At 69.8% G+C, this 25,415-nt stretch carries 27 protein-coding genes and 1 pseudogene; 8 read left to right on the forward strand and 20 right to left on the reverse strand.

The genetic code is table 11. The features are described 5' to 3' along the window. Positions 1–90: 90 nt before the first annotated feature. Positions 91–1,137 carry a 3-isopropylmalate dehydrogenase gene (locus tag Q9G87_RS13460; protein ID WP_305916640.1) on the reverse strand — a complete coding sequence of 349 codons (1,047 nt, stop codon included), beginning with the start codon at positions 1,135–1,137 and terminating at the stop codon, positions 91–93. A gap of 83 nt (positions 1,138–1,220) precedes the next feature. On the opposite strand from Q9G87_RS13460, the gene Q9G87_RS13465 reads away from it, so the two are divergent. Next, positions 1,221–2,036 carry a class I SAM-dependent methyltransferase gene (locus Q9G87_RS13465; RefSeq protein ID WP_305916641.1) on the forward strand — a complete coding sequence of 272 codons (816 nt, stop codon included), beginning with the start codon at positions 1,221–1,223 and terminating at the stop codon, positions 2,034–2,036. 415 nt (positions 2,037–2,451) lie between these two features. On the opposite strand, the gene serA is transcribed toward Q9G87_RS13465, so the two are convergent. After that, positions 2,452–4,041, reverse strand: coding sequence for a phosphoglycerate dehydrogenase (gene serA, locus Q9G87_RS13470; protein WP_305916642.1), 1,590 nt, complete (start codon positions 4,039–4,041; stop codon positions 2,452–2,454). Positions 4,042–4,285: 244 nt separating this feature from the next. On the opposite strand from serA, the gene Q9G87_RS13475 reads away from it, so the two are divergent. Beyond that, positions 4,286–5,140 (forward strand): hypothetical protein, encoded by an 855-nt coding sequence (locus Q9G87_RS13475; protein WP_305916643.1) that lies wholly within the window; start codon positions 4,286–4,288, stop codon positions 5,138–5,140. Positions 5,141–5,152: 12 nt separating this feature from the next. Next, complete coding sequence (locus Q9G87_RS13480) at positions 5,153–6,514, forward strand: MFS transporter (protein WP_305916644.1); 1,362 nt, start codon at positions 5,153–5,155, stop codon at positions 6,512–6,514. Here the strand turns inward: Q9G87_RS13480 and Q9G87_RS13485 are convergent. Genes Q9G87_RS13485 through Q9G87_RS13495 form a run of 3 tightly spaced genes read right to left on the reverse strand, consistent with a single transcriptional unit; the run spans position 6,474 to position 10,256 of the window. Then, positions 6,474–9,068, reverse strand: coding sequence for an FtsX-like permease family protein (locus tag Q9G87_RS13485; protein WP_305916645.1), 2,595 nt, complete (start codon positions 9,066–9,068; stop codon positions 6,474–6,476). The two genes, Q9G87_RS13480 and Q9G87_RS13485, sit on opposite strands and share 41 nt — an antisense overlap. Beyond that, positions 9,065–9,748 carry an ABC transporter ATP-binding protein gene (locus tag Q9G87_RS13490; protein ID WP_305916646.1) on the reverse strand — a complete coding sequence of 228 codons (684 nt, stop codon included), beginning with the start codon at positions 9,746–9,748 and terminating at the stop codon, positions 9,065–9,067. The genes Q9G87_RS13485 and Q9G87_RS13490 overlap by 4 nt, the downstream gene beginning before the upstream one ends. Then, positions 9,732–10,256 carry a PadR family transcriptional regulator gene (locus Q9G87_RS13495; protein ID WP_305916647.1) on the reverse strand — a complete coding sequence of 175 codons (525 nt, stop codon included), beginning with the start codon at positions 10,254–10,256 and terminating at the stop codon, positions 9,732–9,734. Before Q9G87_RS13495 ends, Q9G87_RS13490 begins: the two co-directional genes overlap by 17 nt. Positions 10,257–10,344: 88 nt before the next feature. On the opposite strand from Q9G87_RS13495, the gene Q9G87_RS13500 reads away from it, so the two are divergent. From Q9G87_RS13500 to Q9G87_RS13510, 3 genes are all read left to right on the forward strand, one after another. Then, on the forward strand, positions 10,345–10,896 hold the full coding sequence (locus Q9G87_RS13500; protein WP_305916648.1) for a DUF1707 and FHA domain-containing protein: 552 nt from the start codon (positions 10,345–10,347) through the stop codon (positions 10,894–10,896). 97 nt (positions 10,897–10,993) lie between these two features. Continuing rightward, positions 10,994–12,538 (forward strand): D-alanyl-D-alanine carboxypeptidase/D-alanyl-D-alanine endopeptidase, encoded by a 1,545-nt coding sequence (dacB, locus tag Q9G87_RS13505; protein ID WP_305916649.1) that lies wholly within the window; start codon positions 10,994–10,996, stop codon positions 12,536–12,538. 181 nt (positions 12,539–12,719) lie between these two features. After that, entirely contained in the window at positions 12,720–13,508 is a 789-nt protein-coding gene (locus Q9G87_RS13510; RefSeq protein ID WP_305916650.1) for a CAP domain-containing protein, read from the forward strand. A gap of 237 nt (positions 13,509–13,745) precedes the next feature. Here the strand turns inward: Q9G87_RS13510 and Q9G87_RS13515 are convergent, their stop codons facing one another. The 7 genes and pseudogenes from Q9G87_RS13515 to Q9G87_RS13545 all read right to left on the reverse strand — a co-directional run bounded on the left by Q9G87_RS13515 (position 13,746) and on the right by Q9G87_RS13545 (position 18,556). Then, positions 13,746–14,021, reverse strand: a complete 276-nt coding sequence (locus Q9G87_RS13515) for a hypothetical protein (protein WP_305916651.1) — start codon at positions 14,019–14,021, stop codon at positions 13,746–13,748. Positions 14,022–14,238: 217 nt separating this feature from the next. Further along, positions 14,239–15,006: a type I methionyl aminopeptidase gene (gene map, locus Q9G87_RS13520; RefSeq protein WP_305916652.1), complete on the reverse strand. Its 768-nt coding sequence runs from the start codon at positions 15,004–15,006 to the stop codon at positions 14,239–14,241. Between the two features lie 66 nt (positions 15,007–15,072). Beyond that, a pseudogene (locus Q9G87_RS13525) lies at positions 15,073–15,204 on the reverse strand (SIP domain-containing protein); the annotation flags it as partial. A 51-nt stretch (positions 15,205–15,255) separates the two neighbouring features. After that, a complete protein-coding gene (locus Q9G87_RS13530) occupies positions 15,256–16,140 on the reverse strand; it encodes an alpha/beta fold hydrolase (protein WP_305916653.1) in 885 nt (294 codons plus the stop codon). A gap of 35 nt (positions 16,141–16,175) precedes the next feature. Next, positions 16,176–17,015: a hypothetical protein gene (locus Q9G87_RS13535; protein WP_305916654.1), complete on the reverse strand. Its 840-nt coding sequence runs from the start codon at positions 17,013–17,015 to the stop codon at positions 16,176–16,178. Between the two features lie 333 nt (positions 17,016–17,348). Beyond that, a complete protein-coding gene (locus Q9G87_RS13540) occupies positions 17,349–17,510 on the reverse strand; it encodes a hypothetical protein (protein ID WP_305916655.1) in 162 nt (53 codons plus the stop codon). 2 nt (positions 17,511–17,512) lie between these two features. Beyond that, positions 17,513–18,556: a glycosyltransferase family 2 protein gene (locus tag Q9G87_RS13545; RefSeq protein ID WP_305916656.1), complete on the reverse strand. Its 1,044-nt coding sequence runs from the start codon at positions 18,554–18,556 to the stop codon at positions 17,513–17,515. Positions 18,557–18,841: 285 nt separating this feature from the next. On the opposite strand from Q9G87_RS13545, the gene Q9G87_RS13550 reads away from it, so the two are divergent. Then, complete coding sequence (locus tag Q9G87_RS13550; RefSeq protein WP_305916657.1) at positions 18,842–19,471, forward strand: class F sortase; 630 nt, start codon at positions 18,842–18,844, stop codon at positions 19,469–19,471. Here the strand turns inward: Q9G87_RS13550 and Q9G87_RS13555 are convergent. Further along, positions 19,464–21,536, reverse strand: a complete 2,073-nt coding sequence (locus tag Q9G87_RS13555) for a heavy metal translocating P-type ATPase (RefSeq protein WP_371825771.1) — start codon at positions 21,534–21,536, stop codon at positions 19,464–19,466. The genes Q9G87_RS13550 and Q9G87_RS13555 overlap by 8 nt on opposite strands. Positions 21,537–21,587: 51 nt before the next feature. Here Q9G87_RS13555 and Q9G87_RS13560 point away from each other — a divergent pair, with 51 nt between their 5' ends. Next, the gene (locus Q9G87_RS13560) at positions 21,588–21,959 is read left to right on the forward strand and encodes an ArsR/SmtB family transcription factor (protein WP_305916658.1); all 372 of its coding nucleotides are present in this window, start codon (positions 21,588–21,590) and stop codon (positions 21,957–21,959) included. Positions 21,960–21,987: 28 nt separating this feature from the next. On the opposite strand, the gene Q9G87_RS13565 is transcribed toward Q9G87_RS13560, so the two are convergent. From Q9G87_RS13565 to Q9G87_RS13595, 7 genes are all read right to left on the reverse strand, one after another. Beyond that, positions 21,988–22,497: a MauE/DoxX family redox-associated membrane protein gene (locus Q9G87_RS13565; RefSeq protein ID WP_305916659.1), complete on the reverse strand. Its 510-nt coding sequence runs from the start codon at positions 22,495–22,497 to the stop codon at positions 21,988–21,990. Further along, positions 22,494–22,976 (reverse strand): hypothetical protein, encoded by a 483-nt coding sequence (locus Q9G87_RS13570; RefSeq protein WP_305916660.1) that lies wholly within the window; start codon positions 22,974–22,976, stop codon positions 22,494–22,496. The genes Q9G87_RS13565 and Q9G87_RS13570 overlap by 4 nt, the downstream gene beginning before the upstream one ends. 72 nt (positions 22,977–23,048) lie before the next feature. Continuing rightward, positions 23,049–23,207: a hypothetical protein gene (locus Q9G87_RS13575; protein WP_305916661.1), complete on the reverse strand. Its 159-nt coding sequence runs from the start codon at positions 23,205–23,207 to the stop codon at positions 23,049–23,051. After that, positions 23,207–23,698 (reverse strand): hypothetical protein, encoded by a 492-nt coding sequence (locus Q9G87_RS13580; protein ID WP_305916662.1) that lies wholly within the window; start codon positions 23,696–23,698, stop codon positions 23,207–23,209. The genes Q9G87_RS13575 and Q9G87_RS13580 overlap by 1 nt, the downstream gene beginning before the upstream one ends. A gap of 5 nt (positions 23,699–23,703) precedes the next feature. Then, the gene (locus tag Q9G87_RS13585) at positions 23,704–24,201 is read right to left on the reverse strand and encodes a hypothetical protein (RefSeq protein ID WP_305916663.1); all 498 of its coding nucleotides are present in this window, start codon (positions 24,199–24,201) and stop codon (positions 23,704–23,706) included. An 11-nt stretch (positions 24,202–24,212) separates the two neighbouring features. Next, on the reverse strand, positions 24,213–24,893 hold the full coding sequence (locus Q9G87_RS13590) for a hypothetical protein (protein ID WP_305916664.1): 681 nt from the start codon (positions 24,891–24,893) through the stop codon (positions 24,213–24,215). Between the two features lie 27 nt (positions 24,894–24,920). Continuing rightward, complete coding sequence (locus Q9G87_RS13595) at positions 24,921–25,340, reverse strand: spore-associated protein A (RefSeq protein WP_305916665.1); 420 nt, start codon at positions 25,338–25,340, stop codon at positions 24,921–24,923. Between the last annotated feature and the right edge of the window lie 75 nt (positions 25,341–25,415).

A 25,415-nucleotide genomic window follows, 5' to 3' on the forward strand; every position in this document is an offset into this window, starting at 1 on the left:
GCGGCTGATGGGATGGTTTCAACCGTTTGGACATGAAAAAGCGCCTGGCAGCCCTTCTCGGACCGCCAGGCGCGTTCGAACTAGGCGGCCCTAGCCGGATACTCGCGCGGTGATGGCGTCGCCGATCTCCTGCGTGCTGCGGCCCGCCCAGCCGGCCGGCCGCTCCACGATGTCGTCGGCCACCGCCTGCTCGACCTTCGCCGCCTCGTTGTGCAGGCCGAGGTGGTCGAGGAGCATGGCGACCGACAGGATGGTCGCGGTCGGGTCGGCCTTGCCCTGCCCGGCGATGTCGGGCGCGCTGCCGTGCACCGGCTCGAACATGCTGGGCGCGGTGCGCTCGGGGTTGATGTTGCCGCTGGCGGCCAGGCCGATGCCGCCGGCGATGGCCGCGCCGAGGTCGGTGATGATGTCGCCGAACAGGTTGTCGGTGACGACCACGTCGAACCGCTCCGGCTGGCTCACGAAGAACATCGAGGCCGCGTCGATGTGGCAGTAGTCGGTCGTGACCTCGGAGTATTCCTCCGCCAGCCGGTTGACCGTGCGCTGCCACAGGTCGCCCGCGTAGGTGAGGACGTTGGTCTTGTGGACGAGCGTGAGCTTCTTGCGGGGCCGCGTCTTGGCCTTCTCGAACGCGTAACGCACCACGCGCTCGACGCCGTAGGCGGTGTTGAGCGACTCCTGGGTGGCGATCTCATGGGGCGTGCCGCGCCGCATGGCGCCGCCGGTGCCCGCGTAGAGGCCCTCGGTGCCCTCCCGGACGACGATCATGTCGATGTCCTCGGCAGCCGTGTCGGCCAGCGGGGTCCGGACGCCGGGGAACAGCTTGACCGGCCGCAGGTTGACGTAGTGGTCGAACGCGAACCGCAGGCGCAGCAGCAGGTCGCGCTCGAGGATGCCCGGCGGCACGCTGGGGTCGCCCACGGCGCCGAGCAGGATCGCGTCGTAACCGCGCAGCTCCTCGAGCACCGAGTCCGGCAGTGTCTCACCGGTGCGGTGGTAGCGTGCTGCCCCCAGGTCGTAGTGGGTGGGCTCGATCTTCGTGCCGACGGCCTCCAGGACTTTGAGTCCTTCGGCCACGACCTCGGTGCCGATGCCATCCCCGGGGATGACGGCCAAGCGGATATTACGCGACTCCATGGCGGTTACCTTACCGGCTCGTCTCGACTGACGAACACATCATCTCACTCTTCGGACACGCTTTCGTGGCGTACCGTGGGTGCATGCCCGAGAAGGTGCACCTCACCGAGGAGAAGGCCACTCTCCTCGCCACGCTGTACGGCAGGGCGCTCGACGCCAGGTCGCCGAGCCCGATACTCGGCGACGAGCTCGCCGCCGACGTGATCGGGCGGATCGACCACGATTTCCGCAAGACCGGCATCACCGCCCGCACTGCGCCGGCCGTGGCGCTCAGGGCCCGCTTCATGGACCGGTGGGCCGCCGAGTTCCTGGCCGCGCGTCCCGGCGCCACGGTGCTGCACCTGGGCTGCGGGCTCGACACCCGCTTCCACCGGCTGACCCCGGCGCCGACCGTGCGCTGGTACGACGTCGACTACCCGGAGGTCGTCGAGCTGCGCCGGCGGCTGTTCCCCGAGCCGCCGCCGGGCTACACCATGATCGGCTCATCGGTCACCGAGCTGACCTGGCTCGACCAGGTCCCCGCCGACCGGCCTGTGCTGGTCGTCGCCGAGGGCCTGTTCTACTATCTCGATCCCGGCGAGGGCCGGGCGCTGCTGCGGGCGATCGTGGAGCGCTTCCCGAGCGGCCAGTTCGTCTTCGACGCCTTGAACCGCCTGGGCCTGCGCCTGCAGAAGCTCAACAGGCCCGTCCAGAAGGCCGGGGCCACGCTCCACTGGAGCATCGAGGGCCCGGCCGACCTGGCAGCGATCCACCCGAAGCTGCGCTGTCTGGACGCGACGAGCGCCTTCGACATCGACGGGTTCGACCGTCTGTCGACGCCGCATCGCCTCGTGACCCGGATCGTCGAGCTCGTGCCGGGGATGAAGCGGACAGCGGTGTTCTACCGGCTGGAATTCTGAGGCGCGCCGCCGTTGTCCCTGCGGTCCAGGGCGGTCTGCACGGCCTCCGCGGCCTCGTCGGCGTATTCCTCGGCACGGTTCCAGGCATCCATCTCGTACATGTCTCTCATCTCGTTTCGCGGGCGCGTTCCAAAAGGGACCTCGGATTCCGGTCGCGAACCCGACCGGGCCTGATCTCGTCGGTCCGGGTCACGGACCGGAGGAAGGGACTTATCGGCCGACGCACGCCGCTCACCGCGGCGAGTCGTCGACCTGCCCTAACAGGCCTCGCCGCGGCAGGTAATGAGTACGAGCACCTGGCGCATTTGTCGTTACGATACCTGAGGCATCTCGTTGGATGTCCTAGTATCTCACATGCTGAGACAACAAAAGGCCGCCACCCCTGAAGGCGGCGGCCTTCCGCGAGACGGGCGGGTCAGTCCTCCAGGTCCACCGAGCGGCCGCTCTCCGCGCCGATCTCGGACATGATCTGCTCGGCCACGTCAGCCGGGATGGCCGAGTCGACGGTCAGCGCGATGAGCGCCTTGCCGCCCTTGGTGGAACGGGCCACCTGCATCGAGGCGATGTTGATGTTGTGCTCGCCGAGCAGACGGCCGACCACGCCGACGATGCCGGGCCGGTCGGTGTAGGTGAAGAACGCCAGGTGGGCCGTCGGCTCGATCTCCATCTCGTAGCCGTTGACCTCGACGATCTTCGTGATCTGGCGAGGGCCGGACAGCGTGCCGGAGACCGAGACCTGGCGTCCGTCGGCGAGCACGCCGCGCACGGTCACCACGTTGCGCCAGTCAGGGCTCTCCGAGCTGGTCACCAGCTCGACGGCGATGCCCCGGTCCTTGGCCAGCAGCGGCGCGTTGACGTAGGTGACCTGCTCCTCGATCACGTCGGCGAACACGCCCTTGAGCGCGGCCAGCTCGATCACCCGCACGTCCTGCGAGGCGATCTCGCCGCGCACCTCGATGTCGAGCTTGGTGGCGACCTCGCCGGCCAGCGCGGTGAACACCCGGCCCAGCTTCTCCGCCAGCGGCAGGCCCGGCTTGACCTCCTCGGCCACCGCGCCGCCCTGGACGTTGACCGCGTCCGGCACGAACTCGCCGGCCAGCGCCAGCTTCACACTCCGCGCGACCTGGGTGCCGGCCTTCTCCTGCGCCTCGTGCGTGGAGGCGCCCAGGTGCGGCGTGACGACGACCTGGTCGAGCTCGAACAGCGGGCTGTCGACGCACGGCTCCTTGGAGAACACGTCGAGGCCCGCGCCCGCGACGCGGCCCTCCTTGATGGCCGAGTAGAGCGCGGCCTCGTCCACGATGCCGCCGCGGGCGACGTTGATGATGCGGACGTTCGGCTTGACCTTGTGGAGCTCCGCGTCACCGATCAGCCCGAGCGTCTCCTTGGACTTGGGCAGGTGCACGGTGATGAAGTCGGCCTGCTTGAGCACCTCGTCGAGGCTGAGCAGCTTGACGCCCATCTGCGCGGCGCGGGCCGGCGGCAGGTAGGGGTCGTAGGCGATCAGCTCGACACCGAACGGCTGCAGCCGCTGCGCCACCAGCTGCCCGATCTTGCCCAGGCCGAGGATGCCGATGACCTTCTCGTCGAGCTCGACCCCGGTGTACTTGGAACGCTTCCACTCCCCGTTCTTCAGCGCGGCGTGGGCCTGAGCCGTGTTGCGCGCGCTGGCCAGAATGAGGGCGACGGTCTGCTCGGCGGCGCTGGTGATGTTGGAGGTCGGCGCGTTGACCACCATCACGCCCGCCTTCGTGGCGGCCTCGACGTCGACGTTGTCGAGTCCGACGCCGGCGCGGGCGACCACCCGCAGCTTGGGCGCCGCGGCGATGGCCTCGGCGTCGACCTGCGTGGCGGAGCGGACGATCAGCGCGTCCACCTCGGCGAGAGCGGGCAGCAGCTGGGAACGGTCGGCGCCGTCGGTGTGGCGGACCTCGAAATCAGCACCGAGCACGGCGAGGCCAGCCTCGGACAGTTCCTCTGCGACCAGAACGACGGGCTTGTTCACGGGTGTGGATCCTTAGGGGCTCTGCGACGGGTCTTCGGGGAACACGTCCATGGGTCCCCCGGCTGTCCCACCGAGTCTATCCGCCGCTTGTGAACGTGTTCACGAGGGACCCACGATGTGAGACAGCCCAGCCCGTACCCACCGGGTCGGAAACTCATCCACATCGCGCCCATCTTTGTCTTGATCGGAAGATTTCTTGCCCATTAGCCTGATAAGCCGTGGCCAACTACCTATGGTTCGTCATATGAGCATCGGGAATCCTGCGCTTGCCGACGTGCTCGCTCAGCATGGCACTCCCCACCGTCTGCTGAGCGCTCTCGCCGATGGCGGTGTCCTGGTGGCAGTGCGACCAGATCGTTCGGTCGTCCTTGGGACGACCCAAGCCGGTGACCGCGTGTTGCTGGGCTACACCAGCCCGGCTACCTACGCCAGGCACCGTGGCAGTCATTCCCTGTCGGCCTGCGACGCCGACACCATCCTGGACATCCAGCGCGTCACGGGCGTGCGGGAGATCGTGATCGACGCGGCCGGACCAGCCGCCGCGGCCGTGCCCATCGAGGATCTCCAGCGCTTCCTCACCACGACGCGCACGGGGCCCACGCCCGTCCTGTCGGGGGCGGTGCCCGCCGCCTACGCGACGGGCGCGATGGCCACCGTGTCGCGCGGTGCCACGCTGGCCCAGGTGGCCCCTCCGGCTCCGCAGGCGCCGGCGATCCCGTGGGTGCCCGCGCCGCGGCCGCACCTGTCGGGGCCGATGCAGCAGGTGGATCCGGGCTACCGGCGGTGCACGCACCCGATCCTGCCCGCCCTGCGCAAGGCGATCGGACAGCTGCTCATGGACTTCCCGCTGGTGCACCACGTCTGGATCTCCGAGGCCCGCACCGCGTCCGGAGTGCCGGGGATCATGCTGCATGTGAAGACGCACATGTCGGCCGCCGAGGACGTCGTACGCGACCTGCACCGCCTGGTGCGCGCGCGGCTGCCGCAGTTCGCGGCCAGTGGCGCGCCCATCCTCATGGCCAGGGTGGCGGACGCGCGCAGCGAGCGCCGGATGATCGAGATCGGCGCTCACGTGGTGTGCGCCGATGTGCGCGACTGACGAACCGCGTTCATGAACGCACCGGCGGGGAGCACGCCCGCGGTTTCCAGGGGCGTGCGCCTCGGCTATGGCGTGGGTTCCTTCTGCACGGCCACGGTCAACGCCGTGCCCGGGCTGCTGCTGCTCTACTACATGACCAATTTCCTCGCCGTGCCCGCGTGGCTGGCCGGCGTCGTGGTCACCGCGCCCAAGGTCTGGGACCTGGTCGTCAATCCGATGGTGGGGCGCTGGTCGGACCGCACCGTCTCGCGGTGGGGTCCGCGGCGGCCGTGGCTGCTGGCCGGGGCGTGCACGCTGCCGGCCGCGTTCTTCCTGGTGTTCGCGGGGCCGCCGCTGACCGGGGTTCCGGCCGCCGCGTACGTGGGCGTGTGCTTCCTGGCGACGGCGACGGCGTACGCGTTGTTCGAGGTCCCGTACAAGGCGATGCCCGGCGAGATGACGCACGACTACCACGAGCGCACGTCGCTGCTGCAGTGGCGGATGGTGTTCATCGCAGCGGCGACCGCGGTCAGCGGCGTGCTCGCGCCGGCCATCGCCACCAGCGAGGGCGAGGACGGCACGCTGGGCAGCTACCGGTTGATGGCGGCCACGATCGCGATCATCATGCTCGCCGCCATGCTGGGCTCCTTCTTCGGCACCGCCCGCGCCCCCATGACCGGCGCCCCCGAGGCGGATCACGGCGGATGGCGCGAGCAGTTCGCGGCGATCAAGGGCAACTCGGCGTTCCTGTGGCTGACCGTGCTGTCCTGCACGCAGATGCTGGCCGTGAGCATGATGCTGGCCGGGGCGCCGTACTTCGCGACCTACACGATCGGCTCCTCCAAGGCCACACAGACGCTCTTCGCCGCGCTGGTGGGCCCGATGCTGCTGACGATGCCGCTGTGGGTGCGGCTGTCCAGGCGGTTCGGCAAACGCGGCGCGATGCTCATGGGCACGCTGCTGTTCGGGTGCGGCACGACGGCCACCATGGCGACGCCGCTGTTCGGCGCGGTGTGGGCGCATGTGACGGTCGCGCTCGTGGGCGTCGGGTACGCGGGGCTGCAACTGCTGCAGTTCTCCATGCTGGCGGATGTGATCGCGGCGGACGCGGCGCGGACGGGCAAGCGCCGGGCAGGTGTGCTGACCGGGCTCTGGACGGCCATCGAGAGCGCGGTCAGCTCGTCCGGCGCGCTGATCTTCGGGGTGATCCTCTCGATCGGCGGCTTCATCGAGTCCGAGCCGAGCAGGCCGGTCCAGCAACCGGACAGCGCGGTGACCGCGGTGCTCATAGGGCTGACCGCGGTCCCCGCGCTGATCATCTTCGCGTCGGTGCTGATGGTGCTGAAGTACCGCCTCACGCCACCCGTCGTGCCAGTGCCAGACGCGTCCGCGTGAACGCACCGGTCACGAGCGCCGCCAGCAGCGGCAGCCCGATCACGAGGCCGGCCAGGAACACCCAGGGAATGTCGATCGTGGTGGTGCCGGGGTCGAAGAAGGCCGCCCCCGGCGCCCGGTCACCCATCCGGGTCATCGGCCAGGTGAGCGCGATGCCGCTGACCACGCCGCCGGCCAGCCCCGCCAGGGTGCCGAGCCCCGAGACGTACGCCGCCTGGGCCGCCACCACAAGCCTGCGGACCAGCGGCGCCCCGCCGACCGCCGACATGGTGTCGAGATCCTTCCGCATGTCCGCCGCCGCCAGGCCGGTGGCCGCGAACGTGCCGCCGAGCACCAGGACGACCGCCGCGCCGAGCAGCATCAGCAGCATGCCCGCGACGGACTCGTCGGCGCGCTGCTCCACGTCGACGAAGGCGCCGCCGCCCACGACCCCGAGATCGCGCTCCAGACGCTCCACGTCGGCGGGCACCTGGGCGGCGTAGACCACGCGCTCGGCCGGCTTGAAGCCGGCGGCCGTCACGGCCGAGGCCGGGATCAGAGCACCGGTCTGCGCGTGCTCGGCCGCGCTCGCCACCACGGCCGGCACCGTGAACCTCTTGGGCTTCGTGCTGCCGTCCGGGCCCCATGACTCGCTCATCAGCTCGATCACGCCGCCCCGCACCAGCCCTGTGTCGAACGCCACAGCCTTGCCCGCGCGCAACGCCGCGGCGGCCTGCGGGTCGTGGCGTCCTTGGAGGAGCGCGAGCAAGCGCTCGTCGCCGATCGGCAGGGACAGGCGGTGGCTGTCGGGCGGGACGCAGGGTCTTTTCTCCCCGCACGCCCCGGAATCCCATGCGACCGTCAGGCTCACGTCCTCCCCTTGCCCATCCTTCGCCCTCAGCCCGGAGACCAGATCCACGCCGGGCAGCGCCTGCTCGGCCGCCGCCCGGATCACGGACCACGCTTGATCGTCCACGTCGTACCTGCCGATGGTGAGGGTTCCCGCGGGCAACACGGTGTTCCTGTTCGCCTCGCGCTCGGCGTAAGAGCTGCTGAGACCGATGCCGAGGGTGACCGCGACCATGGTGGCCGCCATGACCGCCGCGGCGGCGGAGGCTGTGCGGACGCGATGGCGGGAGCCGTCGCGTACGGACAGCCGTAACGGGAGCGGCAGCCGCGCCGCGAGCCGTCCCGTGATCCGCACCAGCCACGGCATCAGCGCGACGAGGCCGAGCACGAGGACCGCCCCGGAAGCCGCGACGGACAGCACGCCATGGCGGGCGGCGAGGAAACTCCCGCCGATCCCCAGCGCCACCAGCACCGCTGCGAGCATGGGACGGCCCGCCCGCGCGTGGGTGTCCACGGCGGCGCGCCCCGCCAGGACGTGCACCGGACTCTGCCGGCTCGCCTGCACCGCCGGCACCAGCGCCGCGGTCACCCCGCTCACCACGCCGAGCGAGGCCACACCGAGCACCTGCCACCACGGGACGTCCACCGGACCGTGCGTCCAGTCCAGCGCGCGGGCCGCGATCGATTCCGCCAGCGCGCCCGCCCCGATGCCGAGCACGGCGCCGAGGAGCGCGGCGGCGCCGCCCAGCACGAGCCCGTCGGCCAGCACGATCGTCCGGAGTTGCGAGCCGGAGGCGCCCTGAGCCGCGATCACCGCCAGCTCCCTGCGCCTGCGCCGCAGCCCGACCGCGAACGACGGCCCGGCCAGCAGCACGGTCTCCGTGACGATGAGCACGACCGCGATGCCGAGCGCGGCCAGAGTGCGTACGGGGCCGTCCGGGTGGAAGTTCTCTTGCCTGAGCTGGGCGGCCGTCGGGTTCTCGATCACGGCACGGGAGATGACGCCCAGCCCCGCCTTGTTCAGCCGCCGGACATCGGCCCACTGCACGGGAGCGGAGGTGTCGGCCAGCCAGCCGCTGCTGTTGCCGTCGTTCTGGTGCGGGAGCAGCCCCTCCGGCAGGGCGACCATCTCGCGCAGCCCGGGACGGTTCGGGTGCTCGACGACGCCGACCACGCGCACGGTCCGGTCCGGCCGCCACACCTTGATCGTGTCGCCGAGGTGGACGCCTCGGCCGATCATCTCGGGAGACACCGCGACCTCGCCGGGCGCGGCGGGGAGCCTGCCCTCGACGAGACGGCGCATCCCGCCGGCCATCGGGTCACGCAGGTCGACCTCGAACACGTCCACACGGTCGTAGCCGTCCGCCAGGCGGGCTTCCACGACGTTGCTCTGGTAGCGGAGCAGGCGGCCCTGGAGCAGCGTGTTGATCTCCGCCGGTGTCCAGGCCCGGTCAGAGCGCTGCGCTTTGCGCTGGTTCGGGCTCTGGCCGGCGCGGTCCTGCCTCACCGGAGTGCGGAACGGGAGTGTGATGACGCGCGCGTCGGCCGTCCCCAGCATCGAGTCCAATTTGTCGCGCGGCGTGATGTCCGTGGTGGCGGAGCTGGTGAGCACCGCCGTGATGACCAGCACGGGCAGGCCGATCATCACCATGATCAGCGCGGTGCGGCCTTTGAAGCGCAGCGCGTCCCTGCGCGAGATCCGCAGCGCGGCGCGGAACGCGCTCATCGGGCGCTCTCCAGGCGCACGGCGTTCGCCTCGGCGATCAGGCCGTCACGCAGGTAGACCACGCGGTCGGCCCAGGCCGCGTAGCGCGGCTCGTGGGTGACGAGCAGCACCGCCACGCCCTCGTCGCAGCGGGAACGCAGCAGTTGCAGGATCTCGTCGCCGGTCGCGGTGTCAAGCGCGCCGGTCGGCTCGTCGGCCAGCAGCAACCGCCGCTGGCCCGTCAGCGCCCTGGCGATGGCCACGCGCTGGCGCTGCCCGCCGGACAGTTCCTCGGGGAAACGGTCGGCGACCTCCTCGGCTCCCACGTCGGCCAGCGCGGCCAGTGCCTCGGCGCGGGCCCGGCCCGACCGGACGCCGTCCAATTCCCTGGGCAGCATCACGTTCTCGGCGGCCGTCAGGGACGGGATCAGGTTGAGATCCTGGAAGACGTACCCGACGCTGCGGCGCCTGAGCGCCGCCAGGTCCTTCACGGCGGCGAGGTCGCGGCCCTCGATCGTCACGCTGCCGGAGGTGGGCCGGTCGAGGCCGCCGGCCAGGTTGAGCAGGGTCGACTTGCCCGAGCCCGACGGGCCCATGACCGCTACCAGCTCGCCGCTCGACACCTCCAGGCTCACGCCCCGCAGCGCGCGCACCGAGCCGTGCTCGCGGGTCACATCGTGCAAACTACTCACCACGGTCATGCTTCTTCTCCTTGGAAACGGCCTCGCAGTGGTCCAGCCAGCGCTGCTCCGCCTCGGCCTTGAAAATCAGCGAATCGAGGACCAGCCGCTGTGCCAGGCCTCCGGTGGCGGCCCGCTTGGCCTGGGTGAGGTCCTGCAAGGCGCGCATGGTGGCCATGCGCTGGGTGAGGATGACCTCGGCCACGTCGACGTCCGCGCCGGCCACGGCCATCGCGATCTTGATGGCTAGTTCGTCCCGAGGCCGGTCGTCCTGGGCGACGGGGGTGCTGAACCATCGCTCCAGCTCCGTACGACCGGCCTCGGTGATCGTGTAGACCGCCCGGCCCTGCTCGTCCGCGCCGCCCGGCGCGACCAGGCCGTCGCGCTCCAGCCGCGAGAGCGTCGTATAGACCTGGCCGATGTTGAGCGGCCAGGTCGCCCCCGTCGACGCCTCGAATTCCACGCGCAACTGGTAGCCGTAACGCGGTCCCCTGCTCAGCAACGCGAGCAGTCCGTGTCTGATCGACATGGATACTGAGTATGCATACCGAGTATGCCCTTCGCAACTGATCCGTGTTTTCTGGACAGGGGGCGAGGTTCGGGCCGATACTCGCTACATGAGCTCGACCCATCCGCCCTTTCGCGCATCCGACGGGGAACGTGACCGTGCGATCGACGAGCTCAAGCACCGCGCCGTAGAGGGCCGGATCTCCCATGACACCTTCGTGGGGCGCGTGGACCAAGTGCTGCGGGCCCGCAACAGGTGGGAGCTCGACGAGCTGGTCGCCGACTTACCGAAGCGCCCGACGATCAGGCAGCGGCTGACCGACGCGGTGGCCTCTGTTTCCGAGTTCACCACCAAGCTGCAGTCCGCCTGGCGACGGCCGCGCCTGCCCCGGCTGGCACTGCCCGACGACGACCGGCTGCGTTATGTGGTGGGGCGGGGGTCGGCGTGCGATCTCGTGTTGTCCGACCTGACGGTGTCCCGGGTCCACGCCGAGCTGCGGCGGGATGACGATGGCGGGTGGATGCTCGTCGACCTGGGATCGCTCAACGGCACGCGGCTGAACGGGTGGCGGCTCGTGGGGCCTGCCCGGGTCAGGTCCGGCGATGAGATCTCCTTCGGCGACTGCGGATTCCTCCTGACCTCCGGACAGCCATCCGCCTGAGGGACGGCGACTGGGGCGGAAATACGGATATTTGCGGATTGCAGGATGGCGGGGCTGGTTCATGATCTGAGCGATCCCTCAGCCCTTTGGAGACCCCATGCGGCGCACCTCAGCATCCCTCGTCGCGGGCGCGCTCGTCGCCGCCCTCGCGTGGGCGTCCAGCCCCACCTCACCCGCCGTCGCCGTCGACCCCTCGGCCGGAGTGGCCGACCTGGCCCAGGACATCAACCAGATCCTCAGCGACTCCCGGCTCACGATCGCCAGAGCGGGCGTCGTGGTCAAGAGCGCCGCGACCGGCGAGGAGCTCTACTCCACCGACGCCGGCAAGCTGCTCATCCCCGCGTCCAACACCAAGCTCTTCACCGCGGCCGCGGCGGCGGAGACGCTCGGTCTCGATTACCGCTTCTCCACCTCCGTGCTGAACACCGGCCGCAGAGCCGGCTCGCTCCTGACCGGCGACCTGGTGCTGCGCGGCACCGGTGACCCGACGATGCTGGCCGAGGACTACGACGCGCTGGCCGCGAAGGTCGCGGCGGAGGGCATCAAGGTCGTCACCGGCAAGCTGGTGGCCGACGACACGTGGTTCGACTCCCAGCGGCTCGGCAACGACTGGTCGTGGGACGACGAGACCGCCTACTACGCGGCGCCCATCTCCGCACTGACCGCCTCACCGGACCGGGACTACGACGCGGGCTCGGTGGTCGTGGCCGTGGCCGCCGACGGCGACCAGGTCAAGGTGACCACGACGCCGGAGACCGACTATCTGAAGATCGTCAACAAGGCCACCGTGGGCACGCGGACCGACGTGCTCATCGAGCGGCAGCACGGCACCCGGACGGTCGTGATCACCGGCACGGTGGCGACCCCGTACCAGGAGTGGGTGGCCGTGGACGACCCCACCGCGTACGTCTCCTCTCTGTTCCGCAAGTCGCTGGCCAAGCACGGCGTCAAGGTCCTCGGCCCGACCGTGGCCGCGGCGACCCCGCAAGGGGCGACGGAGCTGGCCGCGCACGAGTCGATGACGCTGGGCGAGCTGCTGGTGCCGTTCATGAAGCTCAGCAACAACATCCACGCCGAGATCCTCACCAAGGCCATGGGCCGCAAGGTCGCCGGCCAGGGCACGTGGTCGGCCGGGCTCAAGGTCAGCACCGACTTCGCCAAGGCGAACGGCGTCCAGGTGATCAACATGCGGGACGGCTCCGGATTGTCGCGCCGCGATGGGTTCTCGCCCGGCTCGATCGCGCAGCTGCTGACCGCCGTACGCGGCAAGCCGTGGTTCCCCACCTGGTACGAGTCGCTCCCCATCGCCGGCAACGCCGACCGCTTCGTGGGCGGCACGCTGCGCAGCCGGATGCGTAACACGCCGGCCGCGAACAACGTCCACGCCAAAACCGGCTCGCTGACCGGGGTGACGTCGTTGTCCGGGTACGTCACGAGCGCCGACGGCGAGCCGCTGATCTTCTCGATCATGCTGAACCAGTACCTGTCGGGCTCGCCGAAGGACATCGAGGACAAGATCGCGATCCGGCTCGCCCAGTTCTCCCGCGCCAACCCGGTCAACGCCACGGCCCAGCTGCGCTCGGCGGGTGACGCCCCGGCAGGCGACCTCGAGTGCTCGTGGCTGAAGCCCGCACACTGCTAGCCGCCCGTCGCAGCCCCCGACGCCCAGGGGGCCGCGATGGTTTACCGGGCTCAGCACGGCATCTGATCACGATTCGGCTACTTGGAGCTCCAGGTATGCCATGGCTTTTCGGGACATGGCGGACTTAGGAGGACCAGAATGCGGATTCGACGCAATGTCGAGCCCGTAGTCGGAGGACAAAATGCGCAGACCGCTCCAGGCCTTGGCCTGTGCCGGGAGTCTGGCGGCATTGAGCTTCCCTGGACCCGCCGAAGCTCGCGCGGCGGCCGCTCAACCCCAGGCCACCCAGCAGGCATGCCGGGTCGTCGCGGTCAAACCGGTCGTCTCCAAGGGCAAGGTGCGGGGCACGGCCGTCCGGACCGGCTGCGCCGACCAGGCCCGCCTCCGGGTACGCATCACGGTGGCCGTCACCGGCCCCGACCGCATCGTCAAGAGCGGCTCCCAGATCATCGGCAACGGCCGGATCACCGCCGGCGCCACCTGCACCGCCACCGCCCGCCGTTACTACGTCGTCGCGCTCGACGCGCAGGGCCGGGTCGACACGTCCGGCTCCGTGAAGCTGTCGTGCGGGCGCCCGGCCGCGAGCCGGAGTTTCGCCTCGGCCGAGACCGCGGTCGTCAAGCTCACCAACGACGCTCGCGCCAAGAACGGCTGCCGCCCGCTGATCCACGACCGCAAGCTCCACCTGGCCGCCGAACGCCACTCGGCGGACATGGCCGCCAACAACTACTTCGACCACGACTCGCGCGACGGCCGCACGTTCGACCGGCGCATCAGGGCGGCGGGCTTCGCCTTCACCAGGGCGGGCGAGAACATCGCCAAGGGCCAGCCCACCGCCGCAGCGGTGGTCCGGGCCTGGCTCAACAGCCCCGGACACCGGGCCAACATCATGAACTGTGCCTTCACCCACATCGGCGTCGGGCACAACACCAAGGGCCCGACCTGGACCCAGGACTTCGGAACCCCCTGAGAGCCACGGGAGCGCAGGGCTTTCACCGGCCACACCCCTAGCCGGTTTCCCACCGCACGCCCACAGCGCTCCCCTTCCAGCGGGCCCGGCCGCGCCTCCCCCCGCACACAGGACCGCGGCCGGGCCCGCACGTCCACCTCACCGCTTGGGGTCCGGTCCGACGATCCCGGGTATGAGCCCTGAGCACGGCGAAGGGGGCCAAGCCCCAACGGGCGGCCCCCTTCGTACGCGGTTAGGTCAGCGGCTCAGGATGTTGATGGGCAGGATACCCCCGAGATCGTTCAAGAGGTCCAGCCCGACGAGCGCGTTGTAGGTACCGAAGTTGTTCCGGTCGCCGATGTAGGACAGCCTCTCCCCGTTCCCGTTGGTGTCGAGTCCGGCGCCGTCCAGGTCAGGCAGGATGTTTGCCTGGACCGACTCGACGGTGACGGCGGGTGTCGCAGCCAGCGCGGAGCCGCCGAACATGACCATCCCGCCGGCGAGACCGAGCAGGACGAGCCCTTGTCTATACATGGTCGAATCTCCTTGATACCTCTCGACTACTCTCCGTAGCCATCGCGAGAAGATCTGCCCGACGTCCTCGTTCAACAAACCACCCGCATTCCTGTCTTGACCTGCGAAAATACCCCAGCTAGGGGAAGAGGTGCCAAAGATCATCCTTCTTGGCGCATACATGCGCTCGAATGAGGAAGATCCCCCGCTTTCATGACCGCCGGATGACCTCCGATCGCTAGGGCAGGGTGAGAACCACCGGACCGTCGGCGGTGACGGCGACCGTGTGCTCAACATGCACACTCCTGCTGCCGTCCGCCGAGCACACCGACCAGCCGTCATCGGCCATGTAGTAGTCGTCGCCGCCCCCGGCCATCAGGCTCGGCTCGATCGCGATCACCAGGCCGGGTCGCAGCAGCAGGCCCCGTCCCCCGCGGGCCTCGTTGGGCACGAACGGCGACTCGTGCATGGCCCGCCCGATGCCGTGGCCGCCGAAGTCGTTCTGCATGCCGTAGCCGGCGCCGCGACCGACCATGGACATGGCGTGGCCGATGTCGCCCATCCTGCCGCCGGGCACGGCCGCCTCGATGCCGGCGGCGAGCGTCTCCTCGGCCACCTTGATCAGCTTCAGGTCCTCCGCGTGCGGCCGGCCGACCGTGAAACTCACCGTGCCGTCGGCGTGCCACCCGTCCACGTACGCGCCGCAGTCCACGCTGAGCAGGTCGCCGTCGCGCAGCCGGTACGGCGTCGGCAGGCCGTGCAGCATGACCCCGTTAACGGAGGTGCAGATCACGCCCGGGTACGGGGTGGCGCCGAACGCCGGGTGGTACCCCAGGAACGACGCCCCCGCCCGCGCCTCCTCGATGACCGTCCGCGCCACCTCGTCGAGCCGCGCCAGCGACACCCCGACGGCGGCCTGCTCCCGCACCGCGGCATGGACGGCCGCGACCACCCGCCCCGCCTCACGCATCGCGGCGATCTCCCCCGCACTCTTCAGCTCGATCACGGCCCCTCCCCTTATCCGGCGATAACTATACCGGTATTATTATCGCCAGACCGTGGCCGTGTCCATTCAGTCGAGTCCTCGCCTGCCCGGGGTCCAGAAGGGCTTCGTCCGCACATCCCTGGGCGACCAGCCGCGCTCGTTGACGAGGTGGCCGCGGACGGCCTGGATCGTGCGTGCCTCGCCGGCGAGATACGCGTGGCCGGGTCGTGGGCCGCACGCCGGACGTGCCGTTCGACTGGCGCGGCCTGGTCACGTGAGGACGCGGACCAGGAAGTCGCGGATGAGGGGGAGGATCTCGCCGAGGTTGGTCTCCAGCGCCCAGTGGCCGGCGTCGAGCACATGCAGCTCGGCGTCCGGCAGGTCGCGCAGGTACGCCCTCGCGGCGCCCTCGGGCATGTAGCCGTCGTGCGGGCCCCACACGATCAACGTCGGGGGACGGTGCTCACGCAGGTACGCCTGCTGTTTCGGGAACCATCCGATCGTGGTCGCCTGGTCTTCGAAGAGCCCGACGACGTTCTCGCGACGCTGCGGCGTGTCCATCAGCGCCCAGTGCAGTTTCCACAGGTCCGGGCTCACCCGGACGGCCAGGTGCTCGGGCAGCTCGCCGGCGAACTCGTCACGGAAGCCGTCTTCCGTGACGTTGGCGGCCAGCTTCGCCCGGCCCTCCGGCGTCGGGCGCGCCCAGAACTCCTTCAGCCACCCATACTTCGGCCCCAGCTCGTCCTCATAGATGTCGCCGTTCTGGATGACGAGCGCGGTGACCCGCTCGGGGGCGCGCATGGCCAGGCGGAGCCCGAACTGGGAGCCGTAGTCATGCAGGTAGATGGCGTATCGGGACAGTCCCATGGTCCGCGTGAAACGGTCCAGGAAGTCGGCGTAGCCGTCGAAGGTGTAGGAGAAGGCGGTGCGGTCGGGCGTTCCGCTGTAGCCGAAGCCCGGCAGGTCGGGTGCGATCAGCCGCCAGCGGTCGCCGAGTGCGGGCAAGAGGTTGCGGAATTCGTACGAAGAGCAGGGGTAACCGTGCGGCAGCAGGAAAACCGGCGCGTCCGGCGGCCCGGCCGCGCGGTAGAAGATCTCGATCCCGTCGACGTCGATCGTCCTGTGCGCGACCGGTGCCATGGTGCTTGTGGTCATGGCGTACGCACCTGCCCACCATGACCGGGAGCTATCTAGTTCCAGACCCCCGGAACACCGGCGGGAACCTCATCCTTGACTTCACTCTGGTCGATCACGTCCCCCTGCAGAGGAAGCAGAACGGTGACCTGACGCCCCCAGTCCATGAACCTGGTCTCCGACTCGACCTGCACCGAGCCCTTGTCGCCCACAGGCAGCACGCCCTTGGCGGACACCCGCTCGACCAGGCCGTCGCCACCGACCCGGATCGTGTAGGAGATCTTGCCGACCCGGCCCTTCTTCGAGGGCGTCCCGAACCGCTCGGCAAAAGCGTCGGACACCGAGGCGAGCTTCTTGGTCGTGATCGACCCCTTCACCACCCCGTCACGCGCGGAGGTGCGCTCGGCCAGCAGCGTCTTGAGCGTGGCCGGCTCCAACACCTCGATCAGCAGATTGCTGGCCGGCGCCCCCACCGCTCCATAGCGCACCCAGCTCGCGTCGGCCCGCCGCAACGCCGTCTCCACCACCGGCCCGGAGACGTAGCTCACGTCCCCAGCCGAGATCATCCTGGTGGACGACTGCTGCAGCGCCTCGGTCTCCTCCGGCTCCGCCTTCATCATCCTGCGCAGCAAATCCGCGCTGTAGCGCAGGGTGTGGGCCACATCGGAGGCGACCACGCCACGCGTGCCGAACCCGATCGTGCCATCGAGCTCGGACGTGGCGACCTGGCCCGGCGAGTACGTCACCTTCGCCGTGGCCAGCACATTGACGGCCTTGCCTGGCGCCAGCTCGGCCTTGAGCACCTTCACCGGGTCGATCTTGGGCGCTGCCTGCGCGGGGGCGGCCGCTAAGGCCAGGCCCGCTACCACGGCGGCACCGACGATTGTTCGCTTCATCTGCGTTTTCCTTGGGACGGTCCAGAGGGACGCGAACAATCTTGTGCATCTAAGATCGTTAGTCAACTTGTTCGAGCAAAGCGATATTGCTAGGCGTTGTCGCGGATTTCTTCCGCCAGTCCGCGCAGTGACGCGATCGGACGCTCGCGTGCCACAGGTTGATCCCCGGCGCCTGCAACGCACGTGTGAGCCGTCCGGTCACCTCTACGGCGGCCCGCATGACGTGCGCCGCCTGCGACGGTGTGGTCATCTTCGTACATCGCGTCGCCCGCCCGAACGCGGCTCAACCCGATACGAGTGAGCGCCCCTCGGGGAGAGAGGCGCTCAAGGGCTTCAGGACTCGCGCTTGGGAATGATCCGCTTGACGGCGAGACCCGCGGAGACGACCGTGAAGATCGCCAGCCCGATCCAGATCGCGTTGAACCCGGCGAATGGAGCGGACACGAGACCCCCGAAACCGGCCGCCACACCCCCGATCGGCACATTGTTGTACATGCTCACCATTTCCTTTCTCTGTGCCAGGCCGCCTCCCAAAAGGCCTTCGCCTGGACGATCTGCAGGAACACGTCGAAGACCATCTCCACGAACAGCAATCCGGCCAGGAGCATCTGCCGGGGACCGCGGGCGCGTACGGTCACGACGCGTTCGACCATGAAGACCACGGTGATGGCGGCCCACACGGGCTGGATCAGCAGGCCACCCGTCACCGCGATGGACCACACAACGGTCCCCAGGTAGAGGAAGACGACCACGACACCGATGAGCGAGAGCACCTGCCGTCCCCAGTAGGGCCGGGTCACCTTCGTCCACCCGTAGTCGGTCAGGTTCTCCAGCGCGCCGCGCTTCCAGCGCAACCGCTGGCGGAACAGCTCGCGCCAGGTGGGCATGACCTCGGTGGTCAGCGTGCATTCCCTGGGCGCCAGGATGCGCAGGCGCAGGTGAAGGATGGCCAGCGTCAGCTCGTTGTCCTCGGTGAGGACGCGCACGTCGTACACGTGGCCCGCGCCGGGCAGGCGACCGGCGCGCCGCGCGGCGACGACCTGTTGCAACGTGAGCGCACGGAAGAGGGTGGCGGTCCCGGTCAGCACGAGCGCCTTGCCCTGGAGTCGGCGGACGTCGCGAGCGTAGCGGACGTACTCGTTGCGCTGGAGCGTGCCGACGAATCCGCCGCCGTCCTTACCGGTGAAGGTGCCGCCGACGGCGGCGTAGCGGCCACCGCTCAGGTATTCGAGCCCGGCCTGGACGAAGTCCCGGTCCAGCGCCGAGTCGGCGTCCATGACGAGGATCGCGTCGTCCGGACCGAGGAAGTGCAGCAGCCGGTCGAGCACCTGGTTGAGCGCGCCTGCCTTCTTGTGCGCGTTGCCCACGCTCTCGTACACCTCGGCGCCACGACCACGGGCGATGTGGGCGGTGGCGTCGAAGCAGTTGTCGGCGATCACGATGACGCGATCCGGCGGCCGGGTCTGCAAGCGCAGCGAGTCGATGCTCTCGGCGATCTGCTCGGCCTCGTTGTGGGCGGGGATCAGCGCCGTGACACGCATCCGGTCGATCGGCGTCCAGGGCAGACTTGTCTTGCCATCGTCACGGTGCGACGTCGGTCGCGGTCGCGCGACGGCCCGCTGAGGGGTCACGTGGGCGCTTTCAGGCGAAGTGGGGTGATGAGACGGAGCTATCGCCTGATGGAGCAAATGCCCAGGTCAGCTAGCAAAAGGCAATCTACCACACCATTTACCCTGCTTTAGCACCTCAAGAGGCCCTATCGGCTCGTATACAGTTGCATCTCACGAATGCCGCTTGCCTCCCTCTTGATCCGGGCTAGGTGCCCTTTGTCCAAACCTTGTGCCCGCCGTGGCGTCGTGCTGCCCGCCCTCGCCGCCGGGCTCGGCGCCGCCGCTCTGATCGCGATGTCGTCGTGGCCCCGGTCCGCGGCGCCCGCCGTCCCGGCTCCCGCGCCCGCCACCGCCGCCACCGTTCCGGTGGCCGCGGCTCCGCGGGTCCCGGCCTCGCCCCCGGTGCACGTGGAGATCCCCGGGATCGGCGTACGGGCGAAGGTCATGAAACTGGGCCTCGGCTCCGACGGCACGCTGGAGGTCCCGCCCCTGTCGAAGGCCGAGCAGACGGGCTGGTACGAGCGGGGCGCGGCCCCGGGAACCGCCGGCCCCACCGTGATCGTCGGCCACGTGGACACCGCCGACGGCCCCGCCGTCTTCTACCGGCTCGGCGATCTGCGCCCGGGCGATCGCGTACGGGTGACGCGTGCCGACGGCAAGGTCGCCACGTTCCAGCTCGACGCCCTGGAGTCGGTACGCAAGGACGCCTTCCCCACCCAGCGCGTCTACGGCGACGTGGCGTACCCGGCCATCCGGCTGATCACCTGCGGCGGCGACTTCGACCGCACGAGCGGCCACTATCGGAACAACACCATCGCCTACGGCCACCTCGTCTCGATCACCTGAGGCCCGCCGTCGCAGCGCGGCGCCAGGCCGCGTCGCGAAGCAGGCGCAGGCCGTTGAGGCCGACGATGACGGTGGAGCCCTCGTGCCCGGCCACGCCGAGCGGCAGCGGCAGCTCACCGAACAGGTCCCAGCCCACCAGCACGGCGATGAAGGTCCCCGCAATGGCGAGGTTGGCGATGACCAGGCGGCGGGCGCGCCGGGCCAGGGAGAGCACGGCCGGTACGGCGGCCAGCTCGTCCCGCGTGATGACCGCGTCGGCCGTGTCCAGGGCGAGATCGGCGCCGGCCCGGCCCATTGCGATGCCGGTGTGGGCCGAGGCCAGCGCGGGGGCGTCGTTGACGCCGTCGCCCACGAGCGCCACCCGTGCGCCCTGTTCCTGGAGCTCACGCACCGCGGTCACCTTGTGCTCGGGGAGCAGGCCGGCGTACACGTCGCCGATCCCGACGTGGGCGGCCACCCGGCCGGCCGCGCGCGGGTTGTCGCCGGTCAGCAGCACCGGCGGGGCCTCGGTCACGGCCTTCAGGTGGGCGACGGCGGCGCCCGCGCCGGGCCGCGTGCGGTCGGCGAGGGCCAGCACGGCGACGGGCACACCGTCCACACGCATCACCACGGCACTGTGCCCACCGTCCTCCAGCTCACCGACCACCGAGCTCCACCCGCCAAGGCCGTCCTCCAGCTCACCGACCACCGAGCTCCACCCGCCAAGGCCGTCCTCCAGCTCGCCGGCCACCTCGCTGCACTGCCGGTTCCCAGGAGGGGCAGGCGGCAGGAGCGCGGCAGGGCTGCCGATCTCGACCAGCTTCCCGTCGACGCGCGCCCGTACGCCGGTCCCCGGCACCGCCTCGAACGACTCCGCCGCGGGCCAGGCCAGACCCGCCTCGCGAGCCGCCTGGACGACGGCGCGGCCGAGCGGGTGCTCCGAGCCCTCCTCCGCCGCCGCGGCCAGCGCGAGGACGCCCTCTCGCGTGCCGGACAGTACGCGGACCTCGGCCAGGTACGGCCGCCCCTCGGTCAGCGTGCCGGTCTTGTCGAAGGCGACCTGGGTGACCGCGGCCAGCTGCTCCATGACCACGGCGGACTTGACCAGCACGCCGTTGCGCCCCGCGGTGGCGATGGCGGCCAGCAGCGGCGGCATGGTCGCCAGCACCACGGCGCAGGGCGAGGCCACGATCATGAAGGTCATCGCCCGCAGCAGGCTCTCCTGGAGCGGCACGCCCCACAACAGCGGCACGGTGAACAACGCGATGGTCGCGGCGACCATGGCGACGGAGTAGCGCTGCTCGACCTTCTCGATGAACAGCTGAGCCCGTGCTTTCGTGGCGCCGGCCTGCTCCACCATGGCCACGATCCGGGCGATCACCGTCCCCGCCGCCGGCCGCGTCACCCGTACCCGCAGGACGCCCACGCCGTTGAGGGTGCCGGCGAACACCTCGTCGCCGGGTCGCTTGTCCACCGGCAGGCTCTCGCCGGTGATGGTGGCCTGGTCGACGTCACTGGCGCCGGCCACGACCTCGCCGTCGGCGCCGATCCGCTCTCCCGGGCGCACCAGGATGATCTCGCCGATCTGCAGGCCGGCGGTGTCGACGAGCTCCTCGGCGCCGGTCTCCGTCACGCGGGTGGCCTGCTCGGGGGCCAGGTTCAGGAGCCCGCGTACCGAGTCCTCGGTGCGTTTGGTGGCGACGGCCTCCAGCGCGCCGGAGGTGGCGAAGATGACGATGAGCAGCGCGCCGTCGAAGACCTGCCCGATCGCGGCGGCCCCGATCGCCGCCACCACCATCAGCAGATCGACGTCCAGCGTCTTGTCCCGCAGCGCCCGCAGTCCGGCCAGCCCGGGCTCCCAGCCTCCGGCGGCGTAGCAGGCGAGATAGAGCGCCCACCAGCTCCACGACGGCGCCCCGGCCAGGTGCGCGGCGCCTCCGGCCGCGAACAGCGCGGTGGCGGCCACCGCCCAGCGGACCTCGGGCAACGATCCCGCCCCGGTCCGCCACCACGTCACGGCCCCGGCCGGCGGCGCGACCTCAGCAGGGCGCGTTCTCAGCTCTGTAGTCACCGTGGCATCGTACATGCGCATTCACGCAGGTACGCAAATAAGGGGGTCGGCGGCTATGCTGGCGGCATGCACACGTCGCTGCCCGACTTCGACATGCCGAACGAGGAACAGGTGCACCTGGCGGCGGAGTCGTTCCGGCTGCTCTCCGACCCGACCCGCATCAAGATCCTGTGGGCGCTGCTACAGGGCGAGTCGTCCGTCGCCTGCCTGGCCGAGCTCGCCGACGCCGCCCCCACCGCCGTCAGCCAGCACCTGGCCAAGCTTCGCCTGGCCGGGCTGGTCAAGGGTCGGCGCGAGGGGACGTTCGTGTATTACAGCGCGGCGGACGAGCACGTACGCCGCCTCCTGACCGAGGGCCTCTACCACGCCGATCACATCGACCGGCCCGCCCTTGAAAGCGATCAGCATGCTGTCGCCGAGCCGGGCCGCACCGCGTAGCGGCGGGCCGCCGCTACGCGGTGGACCTTTATGGATGTGCTTCGCGAAGAGCCAGCACTCGATCGAGAAGGACCAGGAGCGCCGCGACGAAGAGTGCCACCGGCAGGTGGACCAGCCGCAGCCCTAGGTCGGGAGGCGGTGCGCTCCCGGCCACGGCGACGCACGCCACCGCGATCACGGCGGCCCGCCCGATCTTCGCCGGCGTCACCGGGCTCTCCTCATCCAGGCAGCCGCACGGCACCCTGCCCTTCTTGCGGAGCACCAGCGCCAGATATCCGGCCAGGAACGCGTACCAGACCGCCCCGGCCAGGAAGGGCGGCAGCCATCCCGCAAGCCACGAAACGCACATGGACAGGCCCACGACCAGCTCGATGGGCTCGGCGAGCCGGGCCGACGCGGGCGGCAGGATGCCGTGCGCGGCGACCGTACGAGTCAGGCTCCCGCCGCCGGTCAGGCGGCGCAGCGAGGCGTAGAGCAGCAGCATCGCACCCGCCAGCGCCAGCCCGGCACACAGAGCGTTGAGCACGGCCACTGTCACATCACCACAATGAGCAGCGACAACAGGAAGCCGACCGCGCACAGGCGACCCACCCACACGATCGAGCGCAACATTGCGTTGTCCCATTGCCGGGGATCGTCGCTCAGCGCGCGAGCGGTCGGCATGAGGGCGCGCCCCAGCCCGAAGCCGATCCCGACCAGCAGCCCCTGACCGATCCCGCCCACGAGGACGGTGACCAGGACCAGCAGGTGAGGCAGGGCGGTCGGGGTGAAGGTCCGCACACCGGTGCCCATCTCGAAGCCGAACTGCAGAGGACCGTCGAAGCTACCGTGGTTGACGACCTCCTGCGGCACGAGCCGCCGGTTCTGCGGCAACGAGAGCGGCCTCCCGGCCAGTTCGAAGGCCAGGATCACAGCAGCGACCGGAACGAGCACCCAGAGGCGCACCGTCAGGGGCAGCACGGCGGCCAGACCGCCGACGATCCCCACGACGAGACCGGAGACCAGCGCGCCGAGCATCAGCCCGATGACGAACGCGCCCAGCTTGCCTCGCCAGACCGACGAGGTCAGCAGATCCGCTGAGTTGAGGCTTCAAACCGACCCGGACAGCGAGTACCCGGCGGTGACCCCGAGCAGGGTCCACGCCAGCACGTCGAGCGAGAGGCTCCACGTGAGGTGGCTCGCCGCCAGGGCGATCGCGCAAACCGCCAGGCCGAGCGCGATCGGGGACGCCTGGAGCGCGCGCTTCATCAGGGATTCGACCAGGAGCAGATGTAGGTGCTGGTACCACCGCAGGTCGCGACCTTGCCGTCGGCGCACCGGTACGGCGTGCCGCTGTGGGTCCAGCGCCACGCGTTCCTGTTGCTGTAGCTGCCCTCACCGCAGATGGAGATCGGGTAGCTGTTGTAGCAGGTGCCGCTCGACCTGATGAACCAGCCGTCGGAGCCGCAGTAACTCCTGCTGTAGGGGAAGCCGACGCAGGCTTTGGTGTTGTTGTTGTAACCGGAATAGTTGTTGTAGCCGGCGCAGTTGAGATGCTCGGTGCCCACTGCCGCGCTCGCGCTCTTCGGCCGGACCGGCGGGAGCGCGCTGACGACGTTGAGGGCGAGGGCGCCGCCCAGCGCCACGATGGACTTCATCATCGTCCTGCGCGACGGGACGAGCGTGCCGAGCCCGGCCCGCTTGGCAGGCTCATCGTCCACTGACGGGACGCCATCCCAGTAACGTGCGACGTCGGTCATCCAGCTCACCTCACTTCGATGGGTTCTTGTGCGGACACGCCGAGGTAGGTGTCCAGGTCTTCGTCGGAGCCGACCGCTCGCCGCCACTCCTCCGTGCCGTCGGCGGCGTACTTCACCAGCGATGGCGTGGCACCGACCGCGACTGTACCGAGCAGGTCGGCGTCGATGATCGCCGTCACGTCCGTGCTCGCCACCCAGTCGGCGCATCCCGGAGTCGCGGCGAGCAGGACCAAGTGCCCCTGCACGGCGGAGCCGGGGGCGAGCGCCAGCCGCTGCGCCCGCTCGGCGCAGAGGTAACACTCTTCCCGCACCACCAGCACGAAGGTCGGCAGCCCGTCGGCCGAGGCGAAGCGGGGCACCGACCTTTGCATGGTCGGAACGGGCGCGACCGAAGCCATGCCGCGGACCTCGTTCTGCAGATCGCGCACCATCTTGAGGAGCGCGGACAGGGCGAAGAGCGAGATCACGGTGCCAAGCAGGGCCAGGACCGCGATGGTGTTCATGATGTTCTGCATCAGCTCAGCCCGCAGCTCACCGATTCGACCACGCCGACGAACGCCGGGTCGTCCGGCTTGGCGGCCACGATCGTCGTGGCGGTGGTGTCGTTGACCACGATGGCCGAGCGCACCTTCAGGTTTCCTTGCTCGTCGTACTCGTCGGAGCGCCACATCGACCCACCGCGCACGCGCTTGCCCGTACTGCGCGGCAGTGCGTCCGTGACATCGCCCTTCGGCTTGATCTGCACGGAGCACACCTGGTCGATCGTGTTGAACGCGAGCATCCGCCCATATCGCACCCGCGATCCCGGACGGGGAAGCATGGTCAGGCCGGTGGGCGAGTCCTGGATGTCGAACTGGGCGAGCCAGTCCATGAAGATCTCCAGGGGGACGTTCGTCCCGCCGATGTAGGTGGCGATCTCGTGCTGCGGGCCCACCCATACGAACGTGGTCCCGCCGATGGAAGCGTCCTCGAGTGAGAGGATCCTTCCGCCGTTGTGGGCGATCTCGCGAACCTTGTAGCGCGGCCAGTCGCCGAGCTGCTTGCCCAGGATCTCCGCCGAGCCGGCGGGCACGACCTGGGCGCGGAAGGCGCCGTCGGGACCGTGCATCCAGAAGACGTAGGCCCAGGAGTTAAGGAAGGGCAGCGAATTTCCGTCGACCACGAGGGTGCGGCCGTCCGGCGTACGATCTTTCACCTCATCGCTCCTCTGTGTGGTTGGTGCTCATCCGCAGTGGCCCCACGGGCTCAGGCTCGAGAACCTCTGCCCTCCCCGGTCGGAGGCCGTGCCGCCGAACTGGACGCACTTGCCTCGGGCGTAGGCCCGGACCGGACCCGCGTACTCGTAGAAATAGCCGTTGTTTCGGTGAATCGTGGACGATCCGCTGACCTGCAGCCGCGCCTCGGTGAACGTGGCCACGGAGAGGTCGGTCTTCTTCATCGTGACCACGCAGTTGTAGCCGTTGCCGCTGTTGTACAGCAGGTACACCGTGGCCCAGAGCTTCCCGGTGGAGATGGGCAGCGAGTCGACGACGGAGTAGCCGGACCCGCAGACACCTTGTGGGGTTGCCGCGTTGGCGGGAGAGGCCGTCAGCAGGACGGAGGCGGCCAGGGCCACCGAAGCAGCGAGCGATAGCGAGCGCATGGGACCGACGATCAAGCCAGATCAATCAACGATCAAGAGGATTCCGCGCGGAAAAATCGGATGATCGACCACATA

The sequence above is a fragment of the Nonomuraea turcica genome (assembly GCF_030718205.1).
GTDB lineage: Bacteria > Actinomycetota > Actinomycetes > Streptosporangiales > Streptosporangiaceae > Nonomuraea.

Coding starts and splice junctions, on each gene's coding strand:
- Q9G87_RS13585 (WP_305916663.1), bottom strand. CDS start 24,201: ATGAACACCATCGCGGTCCTGGCCCTGCTTGGCACCGTGATCTCGCTC.
- Q9G87_RS13560 (WP_305916658.1), top strand. CDS start 21,588: ATGCACACGTCGCTGCCCGACTTCGACATGCCGAACGAGGAACAGGTG.
- Q9G87_RS13510 (WP_305916650.1), top strand. CDS start 12,720: ATGCGCAGACCGCTCCAGGCCTTGGCCTGTGCCGGGAGTCTGGCGGCA.
- Q9G87_RS13485 (WP_305916645.1), bottom strand. CDS start 9,068: ATGAGCGCGTTCCGCGCCGCGCTGCGGATCTCGCGCAGGGACGCGCTG.
- Q9G87_RS13535 (WP_305916654.1), bottom strand. CDS start 17,015: ATGAAGCGAACAATCGTCGGTGCCGCCGTGGTAGCGGGCCTGGCCTTA.
- Q9G87_RS13570 (WP_305916660.1), bottom strand. CDS start 22,976: ATGCTCGGCGCGCTGGTCTCCGGTCTCGTCGTGGGGATCGTCGGCGGT.
- Q9G87_RS13530 (WP_305916653.1), bottom strand. CDS start 16,140: ATGACCACAAGCACCATGGCACCGGTCGCGCACAGGACGATCGACGTC.
- Q9G87_RS13495 (WP_305916647.1), bottom strand. CDS start 10,256: ATGTCGATCAGACACGGACTGCTCGCGTTGCTGAGCAGGGGACCGCGT.
- Q9G87_RS13545 (WP_305916656.1), bottom strand. CDS start 18,556: ATGCGTGTCACGGCGCTGATCCCCGCCCACAACGAGGCCGAGCAGATC.
- Q9G87_RS13490 (WP_305916646.1), bottom strand. CDS start 9,748: ATGACCGTGGTGAGTAGTTTGCACGATGTGACCCGCGAGCACGGCTCG.
- Q9G87_RS13515 (WP_305916651.1), bottom strand. CDS start 14,021: ATGTATAGACAAGGGCTCGTCCTGCTCGGTCTCGCCGGCGGGATGGTC.
- Q9G87_RS13595 (WP_305916665.1), bottom strand. CDS start 25,340: ATGCGCTCGCTATCGCTCGCTGCTTCGGTGGCCCTGGCCGCCTCCGTC.
- Q9G87_RS13580 (WP_305916662.1), bottom strand. CDS start 23,698: ATGACCGACGTCGCACGTTACTGGGATGGCGTCCCGTCAGTGGACGAT.
- Q9G87_RS13460 (WP_305916640.1), bottom strand. CDS start 1,137: ATGGAGTCGCGTAATATCCGCTTGGCCGTCATCCCCGGGGATGGCATC.
- Q9G87_RS13475 (WP_305916643.1), top strand. CDS start 4,286: ATGAGCATCGGGAATCCTGCGCTTGCCGACGTGCTCGCTCAGCATGGC.
- Q9G87_RS13465 (WP_305916641.1), top strand. CDS start 1,221: ATGCCCGAGAAGGTGCACCTCACCGAGGAGAAGGCCACTCTCCTCGCC.
- Q9G87_RS13480 (WP_305916644.1), top strand. CDS start 5,153: ATGAACGCACCGGCGGGGAGCACGCCCGCGGTTTCCAGGGGCGTGCGC.
- Q9G87_RS13575 (WP_305916661.1), bottom strand. CDS start 23,207: ATGAAGCGCGCGCTCCAGGCGTCCCCGATCGCGCTCGGCCTGGCGGTT.
- dacB (WP_305916649.1), top strand. CDS start 10,994: ATGCGGCGCACCTCAGCATCCCTCGTCGCGGGCGCGCTCGTCGCCGCC.
- Q9G87_RS13500 (WP_305916648.1), top strand. CDS start 10,345: ATGAGCTCGACCCATCCGCCCTTTCGCGCATCCGACGGGGAACGTGAC.
- Q9G87_RS13540 (WP_305916655.1), bottom strand. CDS start 17,510: ATGTACAACAATGTGCCGATCGGGGGTGTGGCGGCCGGTTTCGGGGGT.
- Q9G87_RS13555 (WP_371825771.1), bottom strand. CDS start 21,536: ATGTACGATGCCACGGTGACTACAGAGCTGAGAACGCGCCCTGCTGAG.